We start from the raw sequence: 17570 nt of genomic DNA, 5'->3' as shown, positions 1-17570 counted from the left end.
TACCGCCGATAACAACAATGACGGCTGCCGCCCAAGGCAGCCGGGGAGTCTTGCATGTCTAGCGCAACCGCAACCGCCTTCGACAGCCGCGCCTTTCGCCGCGCCCTGGGCAACTTCGCCACCGGCGTCACCGTGGTCACCGCCGCCGACCCTCGGGGTAACCTGGTCGGCGTCACCGCCAACAGCTTCAACTCGGTGTCCCTCGACCCGCCACTGATCCTCTGGAGCCTGGATAAACGCTCCAGCAGCCTGGCGGTGTTCGAGGCGGCCAGCCATTTTGCGGTGAACATCCTCGCCGCCGACCAGATCGATCTGTCCAATAACTTCGCCAAGCCCAAGGATGATCGCTTCGCCGGCATCAGTTACCAAGCAGGCGAGGGCGGCGCGCCGATCCTGGCCGATTGCTCGGCATGCTTTCAGTGTGAAACCCACCAGATCCTCGACGGCGGCGATCACTGGATCATGCTCGGCAAGGTGGTGGCCTTCGATGATTGCGGGCGCTCGCCCTTGCTCTATCACCAGGGCGCCTACTCCATGGTGCTGCCGCACACCCGCATGACCCGCCGCGAAGAAGGCCAGCCACCGAGCAGCCACTTCCAGGGCCGCTTGAGCCACAACCTCTATTACCTGATGACCCAGGCCCTGCGTGCCTACCAGAGCAGCTACCAGCCACGGCAATTGTCCAGCGGCCTGCGCACCAGCGAGGCGCGGATGCTCATGGTGCTGGAGAATGACGCCGGGCTGAACCTGGCCGACCTGCAGCGTGAAGTGGCGATGCCGGCGCGGGAAATCGACGAGGCGGTGGCCAACCTCAAGCGCAAGGGCCTGGTCTGCGACAGTCAGGCGGCCGGGCATGTGCGCCTGACCAGCGCCGGCATCGACCAGACCGAAGGCTTGTGGAGTATTGCCCGCGAGCAGCAGGACAAGGTGTTCGGGACGTTCAGCGAGGAGCAGATTGCGACCTTCAAGACCGTGCTGCAGGCGGTGATTCGCAGCTGTTGAGGTTTGATCGCGGGGCAAGCCCGCTCCTGCAGGAGCGCTTGCGTCGCGATGCTTTTATATTTCTTCTTAAATTGTTATGTTATTACATAATTTTAAGGAGCCCCCATGAACTACCCCGTAGGAAGGTTGTCCCTAGGCCTGTCCGCCTCGCTGCTCGCCCTGCCAGCCGTTGCCGCCGACGCCGTAGTACTCGATGCCCTCAACGTCAACGAGCGCCATTACGAAGAAACCGCGACCGGCCCGGTGCAAGGCTATCGCGCAACCCGCTCGAGCACCGCGACCAAAACTGACACTGACATCCGCGACACCCCGCAAAGCATTGCCGTGGTGCCCAGCCAAGTGCTAGAGGACCTCAACAGCACGCGCATCGACCGCGCCCTGGACTTTGCCGGCGGGGTCAGCCGGCAGAACAACTTTGGTGGCCTGACCTTCCTCAACTACAGCGTGCGCGGCTTCACCACCGGTGAGCTGTACAAGAACGGCTTTGCCGTCAACCGCGGCAGCTACAGTGCCCCCGACACCTCGAACATCGAACGCATCGAAGTGCTCAAGGGTCCGGCGGCCAGTTTGTATGGGCGCGGCGATCCGGGTGGGCTGGTGAACATCGTCACCAAGCGCCCGCAAGCCGAAGCCTTTACCCAGTTCAAGGCCAGCGCCGGCAGTTGGGACCGCTACCGCAGCAGCCTGGACGTGAACACGCCGCTGAGCGAAGACGGCAGGGTGCTGTCGCGGGTGAACATGGCGGTGGAGGATAACGGCAGCTTTCGCGATTATGTCGGCAGCGAGCGGCGCATCGTCAGCCCGTCGCTGAGCTGGCAATTGAGCCCCGAGACCCTGCTGTCGATCGACACCGAATTCTCGCGCACCGAGTCGGTGTTCGACCGTGGTATCCCGGCGGTCAACAATGAGCTGGGCTCGGTCAGCCGTTCGACCTTTCTCGGTGAGCCCAATGACGGGCGCATCCGCAATGACAACCAAACCCTCGACCTGACCCTGGAGCACAGCCTCAGCGACAGCTGGACGCTGCGCCTGGCCAACCATTACACCCAGGGCCGGCTCACGGGCAACAGCTCGGAGCCGTCGCGGGTGGTCGGCAGCACCATCAGCCGCTTCTACCGCGAGCGCGATTTCGAGTGGAACGACAACATCACCCAGGCCGAACTGCATGGCCAGTTCCAGTTCGCCGGCTGGGAGCACCAGAGCCTGATCGGCCTGGAGTACGAGAATTACCGCAACAGCCAGAAGTACCCGCAGAGCGCCACCTCGCTCGGCTATGGCCTGGACATCTACAACCCGGTGTACGGCCAGGCGAAACCGCCGCTGATCAACCCCAATGACTTCTTCGAGCACACTGAAAGCTACGCGCTCAACGTGCAGGACCAGATTGCCTTTACCGACCGTTTGCGCGGCCTGCTGGGCGTGCGCCTGGAGCACATCGAGCAGACCGCGCAGAACCGCACTGCGCAGGTCAGCAACCGCCAGGAAAAGGACGTTGCCACGCCGCGTGTGGGTTTGCTGTACCAGCTCACACCTGAAGTCGGTGTGTTCGCCAATGCCTCGACTTCGTTCAAGCCCAACAGCATCGGCACCCAGGGCCAGATCTACAAGCCGGAGAAGGGCCTGGGCTATGAAACCGGGCTCAAGCTCGACCTGTTCGACAGCCGTCTGGGGGCAACCATCGCGCTGTTCCAGATCGACAAGGAAAACGTCATCACCACCGATGCCTTCGGTGACAGCATCGCCGCCGGCAAGGCGCGCAGCCAGGGTGTCGACCTGCAGTTCAGTGGCCAGCTCAGCGACGCCGTGCGGGTGATCGGTGCCTATGCCTATATCGATGCCGAAGTGACCAAGGGCGATGCCGCCTTGCCCAAGGGCAGCGACCTGCTGGGCATCCCCCGGCACAGCGGTAGCCTGATGGCGGTGTATGAGTTCCAGAGCGGCCCCTTGCTCGGTTCGGACATTGGCGCTGCGGCCAATTATGTCGGCGAGCGCTCCGGCCAGGCCGGCAGCAGCTTGCGCCTGCCGAGCTACAGCACCGTGGACCTGCTGGCCCACTACAAGGTCAGCGAACAGGCCACGGTGGGCCTGAACCTGAACAACCTGTTCGACCGCAAGTACTACGAGCGCGGCTACAACGCGGCGTGGAACCTGCCGGGGGAGCCGCGCAATCTGATGGTCAGCCTGAGCCTGGCGCTGTAAGTCGGCGGTGCGTTATTGCACGCACCACCAGCGCGGCAACTGGTCGTTGAATGAATGCGCGGTCGGCGCCAGGGCCTGATGCTGGTTGCTGTCGAAGCTACCCAGCAGCAGGGCCACTGTAGGCTCATCATCGATGGCACCCAGCGAGCTGCCGCAGGTGGGGCAGAAGGCGCGGCGGGAATAGTCCGAGGAGCGAAAGGTGGCCGGAGCGCCTGCTGGGCCGATCCAGCGAACCTGCTCGCGGGCAAATTCGACCCAGGTGGCTGTCAGCGCGCCGGTATGGCGCTGGCACCATTTGCACGAGCAGCGGTGCGGGTTCAGTACCGGCCCTGTGGCTTCAAAGCGGATCGCCCCGCACAGGCAGCCACCGCTGTAGGTTTCTGCGTCCATGGTGATCTCCGGGCTAGTTGCCAACTGGCGTGCACAGCTCCACCAAGGTGCCATCGGGGCAGCGCACATACGACAGTGTTTGCCCCCAGGGTTTGGCTTCGGGGGTTTTCAACTCGATGGCGCCGGCAGCCACGGCGCGGGCATGGGCGCTAGCGACATCGTCGGTGACCAGGGCGATTTCCATGCCCAGCGGTTTTGCCGATTCGCTGGCCGCCAGCACACCGCCCGGAAAGTGGCTGTTGCCCAGGGCCAATGAGGCGAAGGCGAGGGTAGTGGCGCCGGTGTCCAGCTCGCCATAGTCGCCGGACTCATGGAGAAAGCGCCGGCCCAGGCCGAAGGCCTGTTCGAAGAATGCCAGCGAGGCGGCGACATCCGGGACGTAGACGATGGTGTATCCGAGTTTCATCAATGCTTCCTTGATTGAAGAGGGTGTGGGCGGTTTATACAGCACTTGCCGGGGGCTTGGGTACGTCGCTAAGGTTGTGGCTGCAAAGGAGAGCCCTGATGACCGACCCGATCGAACTCAATCGCCGCAACTGGGATGAGCGTGCGCCATTGCACGCGGCATCCAAAGACTATGAAGTAGACACATTCGTCGCCGACCCTGCGCACCTGTCTGAAGTGGTGCGTTTCGACTTGCCGCGCCTGGGCGATATCCGTGGCCTGCGGGCGGTGCACTTGCAGTGTCATATCGGAACCGACACCTTGTCGCTATCGCGTTTGGGGGCCGAGGTCAGCGGGCTGGATTTTTCTGCGCAGTCCTTGGCTCAGGCGCGGGCCTTGGCTGAACGCTGTGGGGCCAGGATCGACTATGTCGAGTCGGATGTGTACGCCGCCGACCAGGTGCTGGCGCCGGCGTCTTTCGACCTGGTGTACACCGGCATCGGCGCGTTGATCTGGTTGCCGAGCATCGAGCGCTGGGCGCGTACCGTGGCGACGCTGCTCAAACCGGGTGGGCGGCTGTTCCTGCGTGAAGGTCATCCGATGCTGCTGGCGGTGAACGAAGATCATCAGGACCAGTTGGTGATCGAGTACCCGTACTTCGAGCGCGAGGCGCCGACGGTGTGGGACAGCGGCCAGACGTATGTCGAGACTGACAGGTTGCTTGAGCAAACGGTTACCCATGAGTGGAACCACGGCCTGGGTGAGATCATCAGTGCCTTGCTCAAGCATGGGCTGCAGCTCACCGCGCTGGTAGAGCATGACAGCATTCCCTGGGAGGCGCTGCCGGGGCAGATGAGCCAAGACGGGGCAGGTGAGTGGTCGCTGGACAAGGATCGCTGGCGCTTGCCGTTGAGTTACACCTTGCAGGCAGTCAAGCAGGGCTAACGGCTGTGGACCTTGAGGGCCTCATTGCGCTGCCGCCTTCGGCTTACGCGTTCGCTTGCCCGCCGCCGCGCTGCTTTTGCGTTTTTTCTTCCACGGCGCAGCACCACGTCCGGCCGGGGTGGCCGGGCCGCTGATGGTCAGGCGCATGCCGGCGCAGCGCTCGACCTGCTTGCTCATCCACGCCGACTGCTTGGCGACGAAGTCCTCCAGGCTCATCTCGCCGCTTTGCACCATGTCCAGCGCCTGTTCCCAGATCGCCGTGGTGCCCGGGTCGGCAATCGCCCGCGGCACCGCGTCGATCAGGCTGAAGGCCGCCGGGGTGGCACTCAGGGCCTTGCCGTTCTTGACCAGGTACCCACGATCGAGCAGGCCCTGGATAATCCCGGCACGGGTGGCTTCGGTGCCGATGCCGGTGGTGTCCTTGAGCTTTTGCTTGAGGCGCGGGTCGTCCACCAGCTTGGCGACGTTTTTCATCGCCTTGATCAGGTCACCTTCGGTAAATGGCTTGGGCGGCTGGGTCCACAAGTCTTTGAGGTTGACCCCGGCCACGGCACAATCCTGCCCTTCACGCAGCAGCGGCAGCACCTGAGCCACCGGCGCTTCGCGGCCTTTGCCAGGCGTCAGGGCCTCAGGCAGGGCGCGGCGCCAGCCTGGCTCGACGATCTGCTTGCCCACCGCACGTAATGCCTGGCCTGCGCAATCGAACTCGGCCTGGGTGCGATCGTACTCGTGGTTGGGCAGGAACTGCGCCAGGTAGCGGGCACGGATCAGCGTATAGACTGCCTTGTGCCTGGCCGGCAAACGCGACGGGTCGCTGGCCGCCGCAGTGGGAATGATGCCGTGGTGGGCGCTGACCTTGGCGTCGTTCCAGGCCCGTGAACGGCGTTGCGCTTGCAGGTAGGGTTGCAAGGGCGCAAGGCTGGCATCGGCACGCTGCAAGGCGGCGAGAATGGCCGCTGCCTCGCTGTGCTGGCTCACTGGCAGGTAACCGCAGTCGCTGCGCGGGTAGGTGATCAGCTTGTGGGTTTCGTACAGTGCCTGGGCGATGTCCAGGGTCTCCTGGGCGCCGAGGCCGAGTTTTTTCGAGCACAGCTCCTGCAGGGTGCCGAGGTCGAAGGGCAGCGGCGCCGCTTCGCGAACCCGCTCGGTGGCGACGTTCATTACCCGGGCACTGCTGGCCGCGCCGATGGCCGCAGCGGCCTGCTGGGCCAGGGCCTGGTTCAGGCAGCGGGCCTGGTCGTCGCAGGCGTCCTCCGGCGCCCGCCACTGGGCAGTGAACTGCTCGCCAGCGCTGTGTAGCTGCACGTCGATGGCCCAGTAGGCCACCGGCACGAAGTCGGCAATACTGCGGTCGCGATCGACCACCAGGCGCAATGTCGGCGTTTGTACCCGGCCTACCGGCAATACACCCTGGTAACCGGACTGACGGCCGAGCAGGGTGAACAGCCGGCTCATGTTCATGCCGATCAGCCAGTCGGCTCGCGAGCGCCCCAGGGCCGAATGGTAAAGGCTGAAGGTTTCGCTACCGGGCTTGAGCGTCGCCAGGGCCTTGCGGATGGACGCGTCGTCGAGCGCCGACAGCCATAGCCGGCTGATCGGCCCCCGGTAGCGGCAATGCTCGACCAGCTCACGGGCGATCATCTCGCCTTCGCGGTCGGCGTCGGTGGCGATCACCAGTTCGCGGGCCTCGCCGAGCAGGCGCTTGACCGCCTTGAACTGGCTGGCGGTCTTGGGCTTGACCAGCATCTTCCACTTCTCGGGCACGATCGGCAGGTCGGCCAGCACCCAGCGCTTGTAGCGCGCGTCGTAGCTGTCGGGCGGAGCGGTTTCCAGCAGGTGGCCGATGCACCAGGTGACCGTGACATCGGTGCCGACCCAGCAGCCGTCGCCGCGGCGGTTGGCGCCGAGCACCTTGGCGATGTCTTTGGCCTGGGAAGGCTTTTCGCAGAGAAACAGGCGCATGCCGTTCGATCTATGGCTGGTGAAGGCCATAGGATGCGCAGGATTGATAGGCGTGGCAAGTTTTATCTGTATGGATATACAGCTTGGTGTTGCCGCGGGTGGTAACGAAAACTCCTCGCATTTGGCCAGCTTGCCCTCGACGTGACCGTGGACGGGAGAATTGCCCTTGTGGCAGCGTTTGACCTTGCCCTCGGGTGTGTCAATGGACGATGTCGCCAGGGCTTTCCGCCACCTGCACAAGGATGTACCCCCATGCCTGTTTTCGATTATCGCAACCTCGACAGCGCCGCTTCCAAGGCGCTGTACAGCGACGCCATGGCCCTGACCCTCTATGCCTATCATGGCCTCGACAACGGTTTTGCCGTTGGTTACCAGCAGAACGGTTTTGGCCTGGGCTTGCCCGCCACCTTGGTCAAGGCACTGATTGGCGGCACCGACAGCCAGGGCGCGATCCCGGGCATCCCCTGGAACCCCGACTCCGAAGCCCAGGCCCTGGCCGCTGTAAAGGCCGCGGGCTGGACGCCGATCAGCGCCAAGCAACTGGGCTATCAGGGCAGCACGGATTTTCGCGGAACCTTCCACGGCGAAACCGCCGGCTACACCAGTGCCCAGGTCGAGATCCTCGGCAAGTATGACGCCGCCGGCCAGTTGAGTGGGCTGGGCATTGCCTTTCGCGGTACCAGCGGGCCACGGGAAAACCTGGTGGGCGATACCATCGCCGATGCCATCAACGACCTGATGGCCGCCATTGGCCCGGACGGCTACGCGAAAAATTACGCCGCCAATGCCTTTGGCCGGTTGTTCGACGATGTCGCCGCCTTCGCCAAGGCCAATGGCCTCAAAGGCGCCGATATCACCGTCAGTGGCCACAGCCTTGGCGGCCTGGGCGTCAACAGCCTGGCTGAGCTCAGTCACGACAAGTGGGGGGGCTTTTATGAGGATGCCCGTTACGTAGCCTTTGCCTCACCGACCCAGGCCAGTGACAGCGGCAAGGTGCTGAATATCGGCTACGAGAACGACCCGGTGTTCCGCGCCCTCAATGGTTCGAGTTTCGACTGGGCAACCGTCGGCGTGCACGACGGCGCCAAGCCTTCGAGCACCGACAACATCGTCAACTTCAATGACCATTACGCCTCCGATGCCTGGAACCTGCTGCCGTATTCGATCGGCAATATCGCTACTTGGTTGTCGCATTTGCCCACGGCGTACGGTGACGGCCTGGGCCGGGTGCTGGACTCGAAGTTCTACGCCTGGACGGCCAAGGACTCGACCATCGTCGTCAGCAACCTCTCCGACGTTACCCGTGGCTCGACCTGGGTTGAGGATCTGAATCGCAATGCCGAGACGCACACGGGCAGTACCTTCATCATCGGCTCCGAAGCCGGCGACCTGATTCATGGCGGGCGCGGCAATGACTACCTGGAAGGGCGCGGCGGCAATGACACCTTCCGTGACGACGGCGGCTACAACCTGATCGACGGCGGCGCCGGGCACGACACCCTGAAACTCGGCCAGGCCCTTGGCAGTTTCGATATCGCCCGCGATGGCAACGGCACCCTGTACCTGCGCGACGCAGCGGGCGGCATCAGCCTGGTCAATCAGGTCGAGACGCTGGTCAGCAAGGAGTCGAGCCTGGTGCTCTTCAGCAAGGAGGTCAGCCACCAGATCGACCCGCAGGGTGTGCTCAGCAGTGGCAAGCTGCACGCCTATGCGGCGAGCCAGAACGGCACGGCGGCTAATGACAGCCTGACCGCGAGCGCCCAGGGTGACTGGTTGTTTGGCCTGGACGGCAATGACCACTTGCTGGGTGGCCGTGGCAACGATGTGTTCGTCGGCGGCGCTGGTAACGATGTGCTGGTTTCAGGCGGCGGTCAGGATACCTTCCTGTTCAGCGGTCACTTTGGCCAGGACCAGGTTCAGGGCTTTACCGCGGATGATCGGCTGGTGTTCATCGGCGTCGATGGCGGCACCGCGCAGCCAGACTTTCGTCAGCACCTGAGCCAGGTGGGCAGCGATGCGGTACTGAGTTTTGGTAGCGATAGCGTGACCCTGGTCGGGGTGTCGGCAGACAGTCTGGGTTCGGCGCAGATCGTCATCGCCTGACGACAATGAGCGAAATATGCAGGCGGCTACCAGGCGGATCGGCTAAAAGATCGCCGAATCAAGCCGAGGAGTTCCTGCATGTTTCCTGTCTCAAGCGTTGTGCCGCCCCCTATGCCGCCGGTGTCGCCGGCACCTGGGGCCGAGGAGATCTCGCTGCTGTCGCTGCTGACCGGCGAGTCTCTTTCGCCCGAGCAGCGGGTGATGTATGAGCGGGTAGGGCAGGACTATCAGCAGGCAATTGTCCTGGCCCAATACTGGCTCGATCAAGCTCGGGCGGTTTACGTCAGCGACGAGCATCAGGCCGGGGTGTCGGCAACGTCCAAGCTGTTTCTTGGCAGTGCGGCAGTGCCGCTGGACTTTGAAGTGTTTGCCGGCGCCTTGCACGACTACCTGGGGACGCTTCACCAGGAGGGCAACCTGGTGGTGGTGCCTGATGGGTTCTTCGCGCGTAATCCAGCCAGTTCGAAGATGGCCGGGACCAGGACCACCGCGGCTTTCGGACCGCGATCCGGCCAGGTTGTGGTGAATGGGGATGTACATATCGGCGAGGCGCGCAGTATCAAGGCAGCCGCCATGACGTTGCTGCATGAGAGCAGTCATAGCCTCGGGTCGTTGGACATGCGCTATGCCATAACTGAGGGGCAGTACGCTGATGTCAGCAATCTCATCGACCTGGCGACTAGGCATGCGCATAGCGCCCAGAGAAATGCCGAGACCTGGATGATGTTCATCTATGCCTTGGCTCAACGCGGCAACGTGGACGAGCCTTCGCAACAGTTCTGCGCACTGATAGACAATTGGAGTCTTGAGTTCGGCCAACCGGGGCTCATCGAATTGCGAGTGTTGCTTGAGCCCTTTCTGGTGCACTTGGCTGACACAAACCTGAAGCATTATGAACAAGCCGTAATGGCCGATGAGGCGAGGGGCCTGGAGATCTTTCAGTTGCTGGGGAGCCATGACTCCTTGGGCATTGCTGATGGAGGCTGGCCTTATTGTCAGGACTTCGACACGAACTGGCTTGACGCGCTTCCCGTGCTGGTGCAACAGCAAATCCTGCTGTCACCTGTCACGTTGTCGCATCTGGTGCAGAACTGTGAGGTCCAACCGGGTCAGAGCCTCGCTCCCCGGGCTACAGCACCACTGGCCCTGGCCTTGCACCGCATTGCTCACGCCATTGCCACCGAGCCACAGGCCGGGCAGCGAACAAGCCTTGCCCGAACGGCAATGCAGCGTTTGTTCGAGCCCGGTTCCGGGCTGGCCGAGGGCATCGCCGCCGAGCATCGCCAGCCGGGCATGCGCAAGCCGTGCCTGGCGCTGCTGGATGTACTGCAAGCCAGCCTGGCGGTAGCCCCCGAGTTGCGCGATTCGGCCCGGCAGTGGCTGGGTATCGCTGCCAACAAGCCCACTGGCCTGGCGAAGCTGCTCGAACAAAAAGGTAATCCCGGCCAGGGCGCTGATGTCCGGCTCAGGTTCGACTCGCTCAGGCAGCAACTCAAGCGCGGCCTGCCCATTGCGCCTCCAGCGGGCGCAGAAAAGTCCCCGAGCCGGTTTGCCCAGGCGTTGCGAGATGACGCCAACACCGTCGCGGCGCCCTCAGTGCAAAGCACCATGAGCCCGTACTACCTGCGCTGCGAGCAGGCGCGGAAAGACAAACACGCCCGGCTTGATGCTGACGCTCGCACCCACCTGCATGCGCTCACTACCCGCGAGAATGCCCTGGCAGCAGCGCGTGCTCAGACCAGGGCGCAGGACGCCATCGAGGCAAAATCGCGCGAAGTGCAGTACAAGCATCTGGCTGGTGAACAGCGGCGCATGCAACAGCGCCAGGTCAATGAGCTGACGGCCGCCCAGTCGGTAGCGGCTTACCACATGGCAGTGCAGAAACAGGCCGGCAAAAAGGCAATCGAGCAGCAGGCGCAGCAAGCACTGGCGCTATTTTCACACGCTTCACCGGCGTTGACCGCGGTAAGCGGCTCGCTGCCAAGGCTATCGCCCGGCCCCGTTGTGGACGGTGTCCCGGTGGCGGCATTGCAAAGTATCGAGTGGGGGGACAGACGCCCCGGCAACTACAGCGACCTGGTGCCGGCCGGGTTGGCCGCACTGTCAGCGACGAGTCGCGGTTTTGACAGCAAGCTCATTGCCGAGCAGATCCGGGTGCCGGTCCGGGTACAGACCCGCGCGGGACTACAAACCCATACCCTGTCGTTCGCAGCAGGCGCCAACAGCCCCGCAGTGGTTGCCCACCGACCGTTTACTGCCGGGCAGTTGACGGCTATGCAAACCCCGGGAGCTTCATTGACCCCGCCGTCAGCAAGCCGTGCTCCGATTCTTACCCTTGCCAGTGCCGGCTGGCACGGCGCCGAGATTGAAGCGGTCAGTACGGCGGGCTGTCTCAGGATGGTTGTGCCCCAGGCAACGTTAAACGATGCCCAGGGTTCATCGCTGATATTGAGCAAAACCAACCCTATGCTGCGCAGGTGACCTGTAGCGCCTTACCCGCGACTGGCCTCCAGGGCCTGGCTAAGGTCGGCAATGATGTCATCGCTGTGCTCGATGCCGATCGACAGGCGCACCATGTCCCGTGGCACGCCCGCGCGCTCCAGTTCTTCGTCGTTGAGCTGGCGGTGGGTGGTGGAGGCGGGGTGGCAGGCCAGCGACTTGGCGTCGCCGATATTCACCAGGCGCACCACCAGCTGCAGTGCATCGATAAAACGCGCGCCGGCCTCCTGGCCGCCCTTGATCCCGAATGACAGGATCGAGGCCGGCTTGCCTTCGGTGTAGCGCCGGGCCAGTTCATGCTCGGGGTGATCAGGCAGGCCGGCGTACTTCACCCAGGCGACCTGCTCGTGGTTCTGCAGGTAGTGGGCGACCTTGAGTGCGTTCTCGGTGTGACGCTCCATGCGCAGGGCCAATGTCTCCAGGCCTTGCAGGATCAGGAAGGCGTTGAATGGCGACAGCGCCGCGCCAGTATTGCGCAGCGGCACCACCCGGCAGCGGCCGATAAAGGCGGCCGGGCCAAAGGCTTCGGTGTAGGTCACGCCGTGGTACGACGGGTCGGGGGTGTTGAGCAGGGCGAAGCGTTCTTTGTTTTGCGCCCAAGGGAACTTGCCCGAGTCGATGACGATGCCGCCGATGCTGGTGCCGTGGCCGCCGATGTACTTGGTCAGCGAGTGCACGACGATATCGGCGCCGTGTTCGAATGGGCGGCAGAGAATCGGCGTGGCCACGGTGTTGTCGACGATCAGCGGTACGCCATGGCGGTGCGCGGCATCGGCCAGGGCTTGCAGGTCGACGATATTGCCGGCTGGGTTGCCGATCGACTCGCAGAACACTGCCTTGGTGCGGCTGTCGATCAGCGCTTCGAGGGCGGCGATGTCGTCATGGGCGGCGAAGCGGGTCTGGATACCGAAGCGTGGCAGGGTATGGGCCAAGAGGTTGTAGGTGCCGCCGTAGAGCTTGGCCACCGAGACGATATTGTCGCCGGCTTCGGCCACGGTCTGGATCGCGTAGGTGATCGCAGCCATGCCCGAGGCAACGGCCAGGGCACCGACGCCGCCTTCCAGCGCCGCCATGCGTTGCTCGAGCACATCATTGGTGGGGTTCATGATCCGGCTATAGATGTTGCCGGCGACTTTCAGGTCGAACAGGTCGGCACCGTGCTGGGTGTCGTCGAAGGCAAAAGAGGTGGTCTGGTAGATCGGTACCGCGACGGCCTTGGTGGTCGGGTCGGGGCTGAAGCCCGCGTGGATGGCCAGGGTTTCCAGCTTCATGCAATCGTTCCTTGAAAGTCGGGAGGAAGGGGCTAGAGCATGGAGCGCGAAGCGAGTGACGGTCAAGGTCCGTGGGAGCGGGCTTGCCCCGCGATAGCGTTCTACCTAGCCGGCCTTGCGCAAGGTCAGGTTGATGCGCCGGCTGCCCAGCAAGGGATGGTTGCCCGGTTTGAGAGGCAGCACCCCATGAAAGCGCAGGCGGTCCTCGCCGCCCCAGACCATCACATCGCCATGGTGCAGGCCGATGCGTTGGCAGGGGTCGTTGCGGTTATGGCCGCCGAACTGGAACACCGCTGGCAAACCCAGCGACACCGAGACGATCGGTTGGCTGTAATCGCGCTCATCGCGGTCCTGATGCAGGCTCAGGCGATTGCCGGGTTTGTAGCAATTGATCAGGCAAGCGTCCGGCTGAAAATCGCTAAAGCCTGCAGACGAAGCGGCGAGGGCGGCCAGTTCGCTGAAGGCAGTTGGCAATGCCGGCCAGGGTTGCAGGCTTAGAGGATCGACCGGGCTGTAGCGATAACCGCGCCGATCACTGACCCAGCCCAGTGCTCCGCAGTTGGTCAAGCCCACGGCCATTTTCAGGCCACCGGGGGTGACCATGTGCCGGAAGGGCGCGCGGGCGATGATCTGGCGCAGCTCAGGTAGCAGGGCGTCGACCCAGGCCAGGGCAAACCCGGGCAACACTACCGCCTGCTTGCCGATCCATTGTGGCTCGGCGGGGTTGGCGGGGTTGAACAGGTCCAGTTCGGTTTGCATCATAAGCGGCGATTCAGGCAGCGGGCGGGGTGCAGAGTCTGTATAGTAACGCGCTTTGGCACCTGCGCCGTCCCCTGTTTATTGCGCGCAAAGCCCGCACTTCAGGGTGCCCAGGGCCCTTCGAAGAAAAAATAAACTTTTTGAATTCAAGGGGTTGCCAGAGCAGGGGAATGAGTACATAATTGCGTCCATCGAAAACGAGGCACTTAAAAAGCCTAGCGTTTTCAAGGGGATAGCGGTTTTAGTAAGTTGTTTCCTTAAAGAGTTGTACATGTTTGAGATCGCAGTTTCAGGGTCTCGGGCATTTGAGGCCGAGTAGCAAAGTGGTTATGCTCCGGATTGCAAATCCGTCTACGCCGGTTCGATTCCGACCTCGGCCTCCATTATTGAAAGCCCCGCAGATTAACGTCTGCGGGGTTTTTCTTTGCGCGCTCGAAAAGTCGATCATTTCCGCATGAATAGGCATCGTTTCCGCATCAGCGCATTATTTGGTCGGGCTAGGGGTGTCTGGTTCGTGCAGGGAGAGCTGGCGCTCGGTTCCGGCCTGCAGCTGGCTATCGGGGATGCAGCTGATGCCGACCCCGTTCAGTAGGTAGCAAGTGACGCCGCGCTGGCTGTCGTGCTGCACGTCGATGACGTTCTCGGTTGCGCTGGCGCCGGTGGCCAGCAGCAGGATGCGGCTGTCGCGGCGGCGCATGTGGATGCTCGGCTTCCAGGGGCCGCCGTAATCGGTGCGGTTGTCGTGTTCGCGGTACACCACCCACGTTTCACCAGGCGCTTGAGCTACGTTGATCTCGGCCCAGGCCTCGCGTACCCATAGCCGGTCACCGCGGCGGCCATATGGGCAGGCACCATACATAGCCAGTTCGCCGGCGCATTCCTCCTCGGTCGCGCCAAAAACAGCGAATCCCCAGCGCGGATGATCTTGAACCACCGCGATCCATTGGTGCTCGGGGGAGTCGGACTCGCTACGGCTGGGTACTTGGCGGCCCTTGATCGGCCGCCGCGTCACCGTCTTTTGCCCAGATAAGATTGAGCGGATCATCGCGCCGTTGAACAGAATGGGGCGCTCTTCGTGGAATGGATCTGGTGCCTTTCTCGGCTTCGCCATGTGCGCCTGGCACCGCTTGCAGCTGACCGACTCCCGATCACGGGTGCCGTCCCACTCCACATCGGAGTCCTCATTCAACCCGCAGGCCGAGAGCGACCAGCGCTCATTGTCCTGAGTGCATCCTGAGTCGACGATGAGGTGCTTCTTCCTGGGCATGACTTCGTCCTTGCCGCCATATCACGGCTGTTCAATAGAGGGGAGAGGGGTTAAAGCTGGCTGGAGTACAAATGTACTCCATGCATCAAAAGCTACTGCGGCAGCGGCAATGCGCGGATGGCCTGGGCCAATTCTGGGTAGGCCTCGGCAAGCTCAGCGGCTGCCTTTATCTCGTTCCGGTACCCATCGGCGCCCTGGGCTGTCATCTGCTCGGCGCTGAAGCCGTCGGAGGTTGGTGCAGGCTCTGTGCTGGCGGAGAGGACGGCGTCGATTCGCTTGGTCAGGGGATCATCCGGCATGTCGCAGCGCTCACGCTCGAGTGAGTAGGACGCCTCCTTCAGCAGGCGTTGCTGCTCGGCCAGTTGGCGCATAAGGCTCTCGTTCCGGCTGATAGCCGTCCTCAAGTCGTCCTTGGCGTCTATCAACTGGGATTGCAGCTGCTCAACTTCGCTTGCAGCGGCGTGGGTGTAGAGCTCTTGCCAGGCGCCGATGATGATCGCCGGCAGCGCCTCGCCATAACACCACCCGTTGCCGCCAAGCTGCTCCCATCGGTACCCCACGGGCTCGCCCTGGTGCTGGGCGGCTGGCTGGGCGAGAAGGGCGTATAGCTTCGAGGAGAAGTCGAACATCTGCGCTCGGGCGAAACGCTCGGCAGCCGCTTCGATCTCTGCGCGCGGCACGCTGACCATCTGTTCGGTGTTGCTGGATCGGTTTTCTGTGGGCATGGGGATACCTAATCAGTTGGTAGTTGCCTACTCTGTTGGGGAATGAAATCAGGAGGATTTATGAACGAGTATTGGTACGCGATCAGGCAGAAGGGGGGAGGCAATCTTTTGCTTGAGGGGCCATTCACGAATGAGAAATGCAAAAGTGGAAGGCGGAAAACCAAGTTGAACATGCCTGACTTTGATGTCTCGACCCCTTTTGCGGCTTCGTCCAGAGAGGAAGCGCGGGAGAGATCCATGCTGTTCATGCCCTAATCATGCCGCCAAGCGCTGATAAAGTTTGATGAGGTCGGAAGCATTGGCTGCAACGAGTGCCCGGGCTTCGTCCTTGCAGACGCTATTGCCCAGCAGCTTTACCTGGTCGGCGTTCGAGATGCCTTTCCAATACAGCTGGCCAGTCTCCTTATCAAGGAACAGCCCGCGGTCGATGATAGAGTCAGCCCGGAATCCCTGGGCGCGCTTTAGCTCGTGGGGTTTGAGCATCCGCAGGGTTATGTCGATCAGCACGTAGTCGCCAACCATCACGACATCGGCGTGCTCGGTGAAGTGCTGGGGCAGATGGCCGTGCCAAATACTGGCTGGCCAGTGGCGGTACCGGCTCACTGGTCGACTCGTCGCTGGCGCAGAGCAAGAAGGCTCAGCGGGTGTACCGGGTCGGCGCGGCGCTCAATGAGCTGGCTGAGGTGACCTACACGCCTACCGATGGCCTGCCCTACATCAAGGTGCGGGAGAGCGCCTCTTATGTGCTGAGCGCTTACGCGCGGGGAACCAATGGCAAAGGCTTCGCCCAGTACATGCAGTTCATCAACGCTGCTGGCGAGGTGATCAGCACCTAGAGGCCTCTGTCGAGTCTTGCCGCTAACTTTTCTACCAAAGCCATACGATATTGTTTACTGACCGTAGGCTTGGATCAGTGCCGCTGCTTGTTCGTGCTTGAGCTTGGCAGTGTCGTATACGAAGTAAAGGTATCCAAGTTTTGGGATATTTAAGTAAGACATCACAGGTTTCACTGCCTCGTTTACCCCAAGCACCGCGATAACTCGCTTACAATAGGGGGTTGCGGATGACTTGGTGCCCTCGACAGCCGCATATCCATGGTGTCGGACGCTATCAGCAGCGTTATAGGGGTTCTCGTCCGGCCTGAAGATCCTTGGCATTTTTTCCTCGCAGTGTTTTATCGGGGCTTACGCTATCACACCAAAAAGCCGTTGGCTCTGATACTGGTGGCCAGCGGCTGAGCGACGAAGCAGCCCCAATCGCCTCCGCCGTCAATAGCCCCGGCACGGATACTGCCGCTGCCGGCCGAGGTCAGTCAGCCACCCGCGTAGCCATGGTGCTCTCCCACCTGCTCGCACGGGCTGATGCTCGAGCGGGAGAGCTGGCGAAAGCGTATGACCGAGCCCGAATAGCCGGTCAGGCCTGCGAGACGTCCTACTCCTCTTTGGCCAAAGGATCTTTGATGTGAGGGACAGCTACTGGAAGCTGAATATACCTGCCATCAACTACTGCACCGGCCCTGGAAAGCTCCGGAAGTTCTAGAGAAATTTTGGGATTGGGACAATTTGGAAGGGGTTCAAGCTTTTGTCGCGTTTGGTAACTCACATAAACACTACTCGCCAATAGCAGAATCCAAATCAGTGCGAGACCAATAGTCAGGTAAGGACGCTGCCCTGACCAAAATTTCTCCCATCCGAGTCCATCGGCTCCAAGTTCACACTCGCATTTACGTAAGTATTTTCCAACCGCAACGACGTGTAGGTAGGTGAGTATTCCGAAGGAAAAGGATGCCGCCACGAAAGCTGGAGGAATCCAAATGGCGAAGGCCGCCATGTCTTTCGGAAAGGCGATGCAATCATTGCTACCTGAAAACGCACCGACTTTAGAGAGTAGCCAGGCATACAAGACGGAGCTGGCGATGATGGAGTTTCTGAACAAAAAGCCGATTCTGGCTAGAAGCGCGGAGATCTCAGCTTTCAGCTGCCTGAACTCTTCGAGATGAAATTCAAACTGTTTCTCGTTCATTTACTCTCCCTCGGCACACCGCAACATGTGCTTCATCGAAGT

15 protein-coding genes, 1 tRNA gene and 1 pseudogene are annotated in these 17570 nt (G+C 62.1%); 8 read left to right on the top strand and 9 right to left on the bottom strand.

Annotated features, from left to right (window positions below; translation table 11 throughout):
• Positions 1–54 precede the first annotated feature (54 nt).
• A complete protein-coding gene (locus NLX68_RS16965; RefSeq protein ID WP_254284917.1) occupies positions 55–1002 on the top strand; it encodes a p-hydroxyphenylacetate 3-hydroxylase reductase component in 948 nt (315 codons plus the stop codon).
• 105 nt (positions 1003–1107) lie between these two features.
• A complete protein-coding gene (locus NLX68_RS16960) occupies positions 1108–3201 on the top strand; it encodes a TonB-dependent siderophore receptor (RefSeq protein ID WP_254284916.1) in 2094 nt (697 codons plus the stop codon).
• Between the two features lie 12 nt (positions 3202–3213).
• Here the strand turns inward: NLX68_RS16960 and NLX68_RS16955 are convergent, their stop codons facing one another.
• Both NLX68_RS16955 and NLX68_RS16950 read right to left on the bottom strand, forming a co-directional pair.
• Complete coding sequence (locus NLX68_RS16955) at positions 3214–3591, bottom strand: GFA family protein (RefSeq protein WP_254284915.1); 378 nt, start codon at positions 3589–3591, stop codon at positions 3214–3216.
• 13 nt (positions 3592–3604) lie between these two features.
• Positions 3605–3997, bottom strand: coding sequence for a VOC family protein (locus tag NLX68_RS16950; RefSeq protein ID WP_010223993.1), 393 nt, complete (start codon positions 3995–3997; stop codon positions 3605–3607).
• A 98-nt stretch (positions 3998–4095) separates the two neighbouring features.
• Here NLX68_RS16950 and NLX68_RS16945 point away from each other — a divergent pair, with 98 nt between their 5' ends.
• Entirely contained in the window at positions 4096–4920 is an 825-nt protein-coding gene (locus tag NLX68_RS16945) for a bifunctional 2-polyprenyl-6-hydroxyphenol methylase/3-demethylubiquinol 3-O-methyltransferase UbiG (protein ID WP_254284914.1), read from the top strand.
• 21 nt (positions 4921–4941) lie between these two features.
• Here NLX68_RS16945 and NLX68_RS16940 read toward each other — a convergent pair whose 3' ends face one another.
• Positions 4942–6882, bottom strand: a complete 1941-nt coding sequence (locus tag NLX68_RS16940) for a DNA topoisomerase III (RefSeq protein WP_254284913.1) — start codon at positions 6880–6882, stop codon at positions 4942–4944.
• A 252-nt stretch (positions 6883–7134) separates the two neighbouring features.
• Here NLX68_RS16940 and NLX68_RS16935 point away from each other — a divergent pair, with 252 nt between their 5' ends.
• Together NLX68_RS16935 and NLX68_RS16930 are read left to right on the top strand one after the other, a co-directional pair.
• Positions 7135–8985, top strand: a complete 1851-nt coding sequence (locus tag NLX68_RS16935) for a polyurethanase (RefSeq protein ID WP_254284911.1) — start codon at positions 7135–7137, stop codon at positions 8983–8985.
• A gap of 78 nt (positions 8986–9063) precedes the next feature.
• Positions 9064–11466, top strand: coding sequence for a hypothetical protein (locus tag NLX68_RS16930; protein WP_254284909.1), 2403 nt, complete (start codon positions 9064–9066; stop codon positions 11464–11466).
• Between the two features lie 11 nt (positions 11467–11477).
• Here NLX68_RS16930 and NLX68_RS16925 read toward each other — a convergent pair whose 3' ends face one another.
• Together NLX68_RS16925 and alkB are read right to left on the bottom strand one after the other, a co-directional pair.
• A complete protein-coding gene (locus NLX68_RS16925) occupies positions 11478–12755 on the bottom strand; it encodes a bifunctional O-acetylhomoserine aminocarboxypropyltransferase/cysteine synthase (RefSeq protein WP_254284908.1) in 1278 nt (425 codons plus the stop codon).
• A 105-nt stretch (positions 12756–12860) separates the two neighbouring features.
• Positions 12861–13517, bottom strand: a complete 657-nt coding sequence (gene alkB / locus NLX68_RS16920; protein ID WP_254284906.1) for a DNA oxidative demethylase AlkB — start codon at positions 13515–13517, stop codon at positions 12861–12863.
• 306 nt (positions 13518–13823) lie between these two features.
• Between alkB and NLX68_RS16915 the strand changes: the two genes are divergently transcribed.
• A tRNA-Cys gene (locus tag NLX68_RS16915) sits at positions 13824–13897 on the top strand.
• Positions 13898–13998: 101 nt separating this feature from the next.
• Here the strand turns inward: NLX68_RS16915 and NLX68_RS16910 are convergent.
• From NLX68_RS16910 to NLX68_RS16900, 3 genes and pseudogenes are all read right to left on the bottom strand, one after another.
• Entirely contained in the window at positions 13999–14211 is a 213-nt protein-coding gene (locus tag NLX68_RS16910; RefSeq protein ID WP_254285075.1) for a hypothetical protein, read from the bottom strand.
• Positions 14212–14873: 662 nt separating this feature from the next.
• Entirely contained in the window at positions 14874–15506 is a 633-nt protein-coding gene (locus NLX68_RS16905) for a hypothetical protein (protein WP_254284904.1), read from the bottom strand.
• A 255-nt stretch (positions 15507–15761) separates the two neighbouring features.
• A pseudogene (locus NLX68_RS16900) lies at positions 15762–16067 on the bottom strand (DNA cytosine methyltransferase); the annotation flags it as partial.
• An 83-nt stretch (positions 16068–16150) separates the two neighbouring features.
• Between NLX68_RS16900 and NLX68_RS16895 the strand changes: the two are divergent.
• Both NLX68_RS16895 and NLX68_RS16890 read left to right on the top strand, forming a co-directional pair.
• Positions 16151–16342 (top strand): hypothetical protein, encoded by a 192-nt coding sequence (locus tag NLX68_RS16895; protein ID WP_254284903.1) that lies wholly within the window; start codon positions 16151–16153, stop codon positions 16340–16342.
• 314 nt (positions 16343–16656) lie between these two features.
• The gene (locus tag NLX68_RS16890) at positions 16657–16971 is read left to right on the top strand and encodes a DUF2514 family protein (RefSeq protein WP_367949540.1); all 315 of its coding nucleotides are present in this window, start codon (positions 16657–16659) and stop codon (positions 16969–16971) included.
• Here the strand turns inward: NLX68_RS16890 and NLX68_RS16885 are convergent.
• The gene (locus NLX68_RS16885; protein WP_254284902.1) at positions 16938–17528 is read right to left on the bottom strand and encodes a hypothetical protein; all 591 of its coding nucleotides are present in this window, start codon (positions 17526–17528) and stop codon (positions 16938–16940) included. The two genes, NLX68_RS16890 and NLX68_RS16885, sit on opposite strands and share 34 nt — an antisense overlap.
• Positions 17529–17570: the final 42 nt, after the last annotated feature.

Source organism: Pseudomonas sp. SBB6, from assembly GCF_024213215.1.
GTDB classification, from domain to species: domain Bacteria; phylum Pseudomonadota; class Gammaproteobacteria; order Pseudomonadales; family Pseudomonadaceae; genus Aquipseudomonas; species Aquipseudomonas donghuensis.
Note: the sequence above shows the minus strand (reverse complement) of the source record. Positions and strands in the feature narration are given on the sequence as shown.

Bases quoted from the DNA above. Each gene is read 5' to 3' on its own strand.
- NLX68_RS16885 (WP_254284902.1), bottom strand. From the start codon at position 17,528: ATGAACGAGAAACAGTTTGAATTTCATCTCGAAGAGTTCAGGCAGCTG.
- NLX68_RS16965 (WP_254284917.1), top strand. From the start codon at position 55: ATGTCTAGCGCAACCGCAACCGCCTTCGACAGCCGCGCCTTTCGCCGC.
- NLX68_RS16950 (WP_010223993.1), bottom strand. From the start codon at position 3,997: ATGAAACTCGGATACACCATCGTCTACGTCCCGGATGTCGCCGCCTCG.
- NLX68_RS16955 (WP_254284915.1), bottom strand. From the start codon at position 3,591: ATGGACGCAGAAACCTACAGCGGTGGCTGCCTGTGCGGGGCGATCCGC.
- NLX68_RS16925 (WP_254284908.1), bottom strand. From the start codon at position 12,755: ATGAAGCTGGAAACCCTGGCCATCCACGCGGGCTTCAGCCCCGACCCG.
- NLX68_RS16905 (WP_254284904.1), bottom strand. From the start codon at position 15,506: ATGCCCACAGAAAACCGATCCAGCAACACCGAACAGATGGTCAGCGTG.
- NLX68_RS16935 (WP_254284911.1), top strand. From the start codon at position 7,135: ATGCCTGTTTTCGATTATCGCAACCTCGACAGCGCCGCTTCCAAGGCG.
- NLX68_RS16945 (WP_254284914.1), top strand. From the start codon at position 4,096: ATGACCGACCCGATCGAACTCAATCGCCGCAACTGGGATGAGCGTGCG.
- NLX68_RS16940 (WP_254284913.1), bottom strand. From the start codon at position 6,882: ATGCGCCTGTTTCTCTGCGAAAAGCCTTCCCAGGCCAAAGACATCGCC.
- NLX68_RS16910 (WP_254285075.1), bottom strand. From the start codon at position 14,211: ATGCGCCGCCGCGACAGCCGCATCCTGCTGCTGGCCACCGGCGCCAGC.
- NLX68_RS16930 (WP_254284909.1), top strand. From the start codon at position 9,064: ATGTTTCCTGTCTCAAGCGTTGTGCCGCCCCCTATGCCGCCGGTGTCG.
- alkB (WP_254284906.1), bottom strand. From the start codon at position 13,517: ATGATGCAAACCGAACTGGACCTGTTCAACCCCGCCAACCCCGCCGAG.
- NLX68_RS16960 (WP_254284916.1), top strand. From the start codon at position 1,108: ATGAACTACCCCGTAGGAAGGTTGTCCCTAGGCCTGTCCGCCTCGCTG.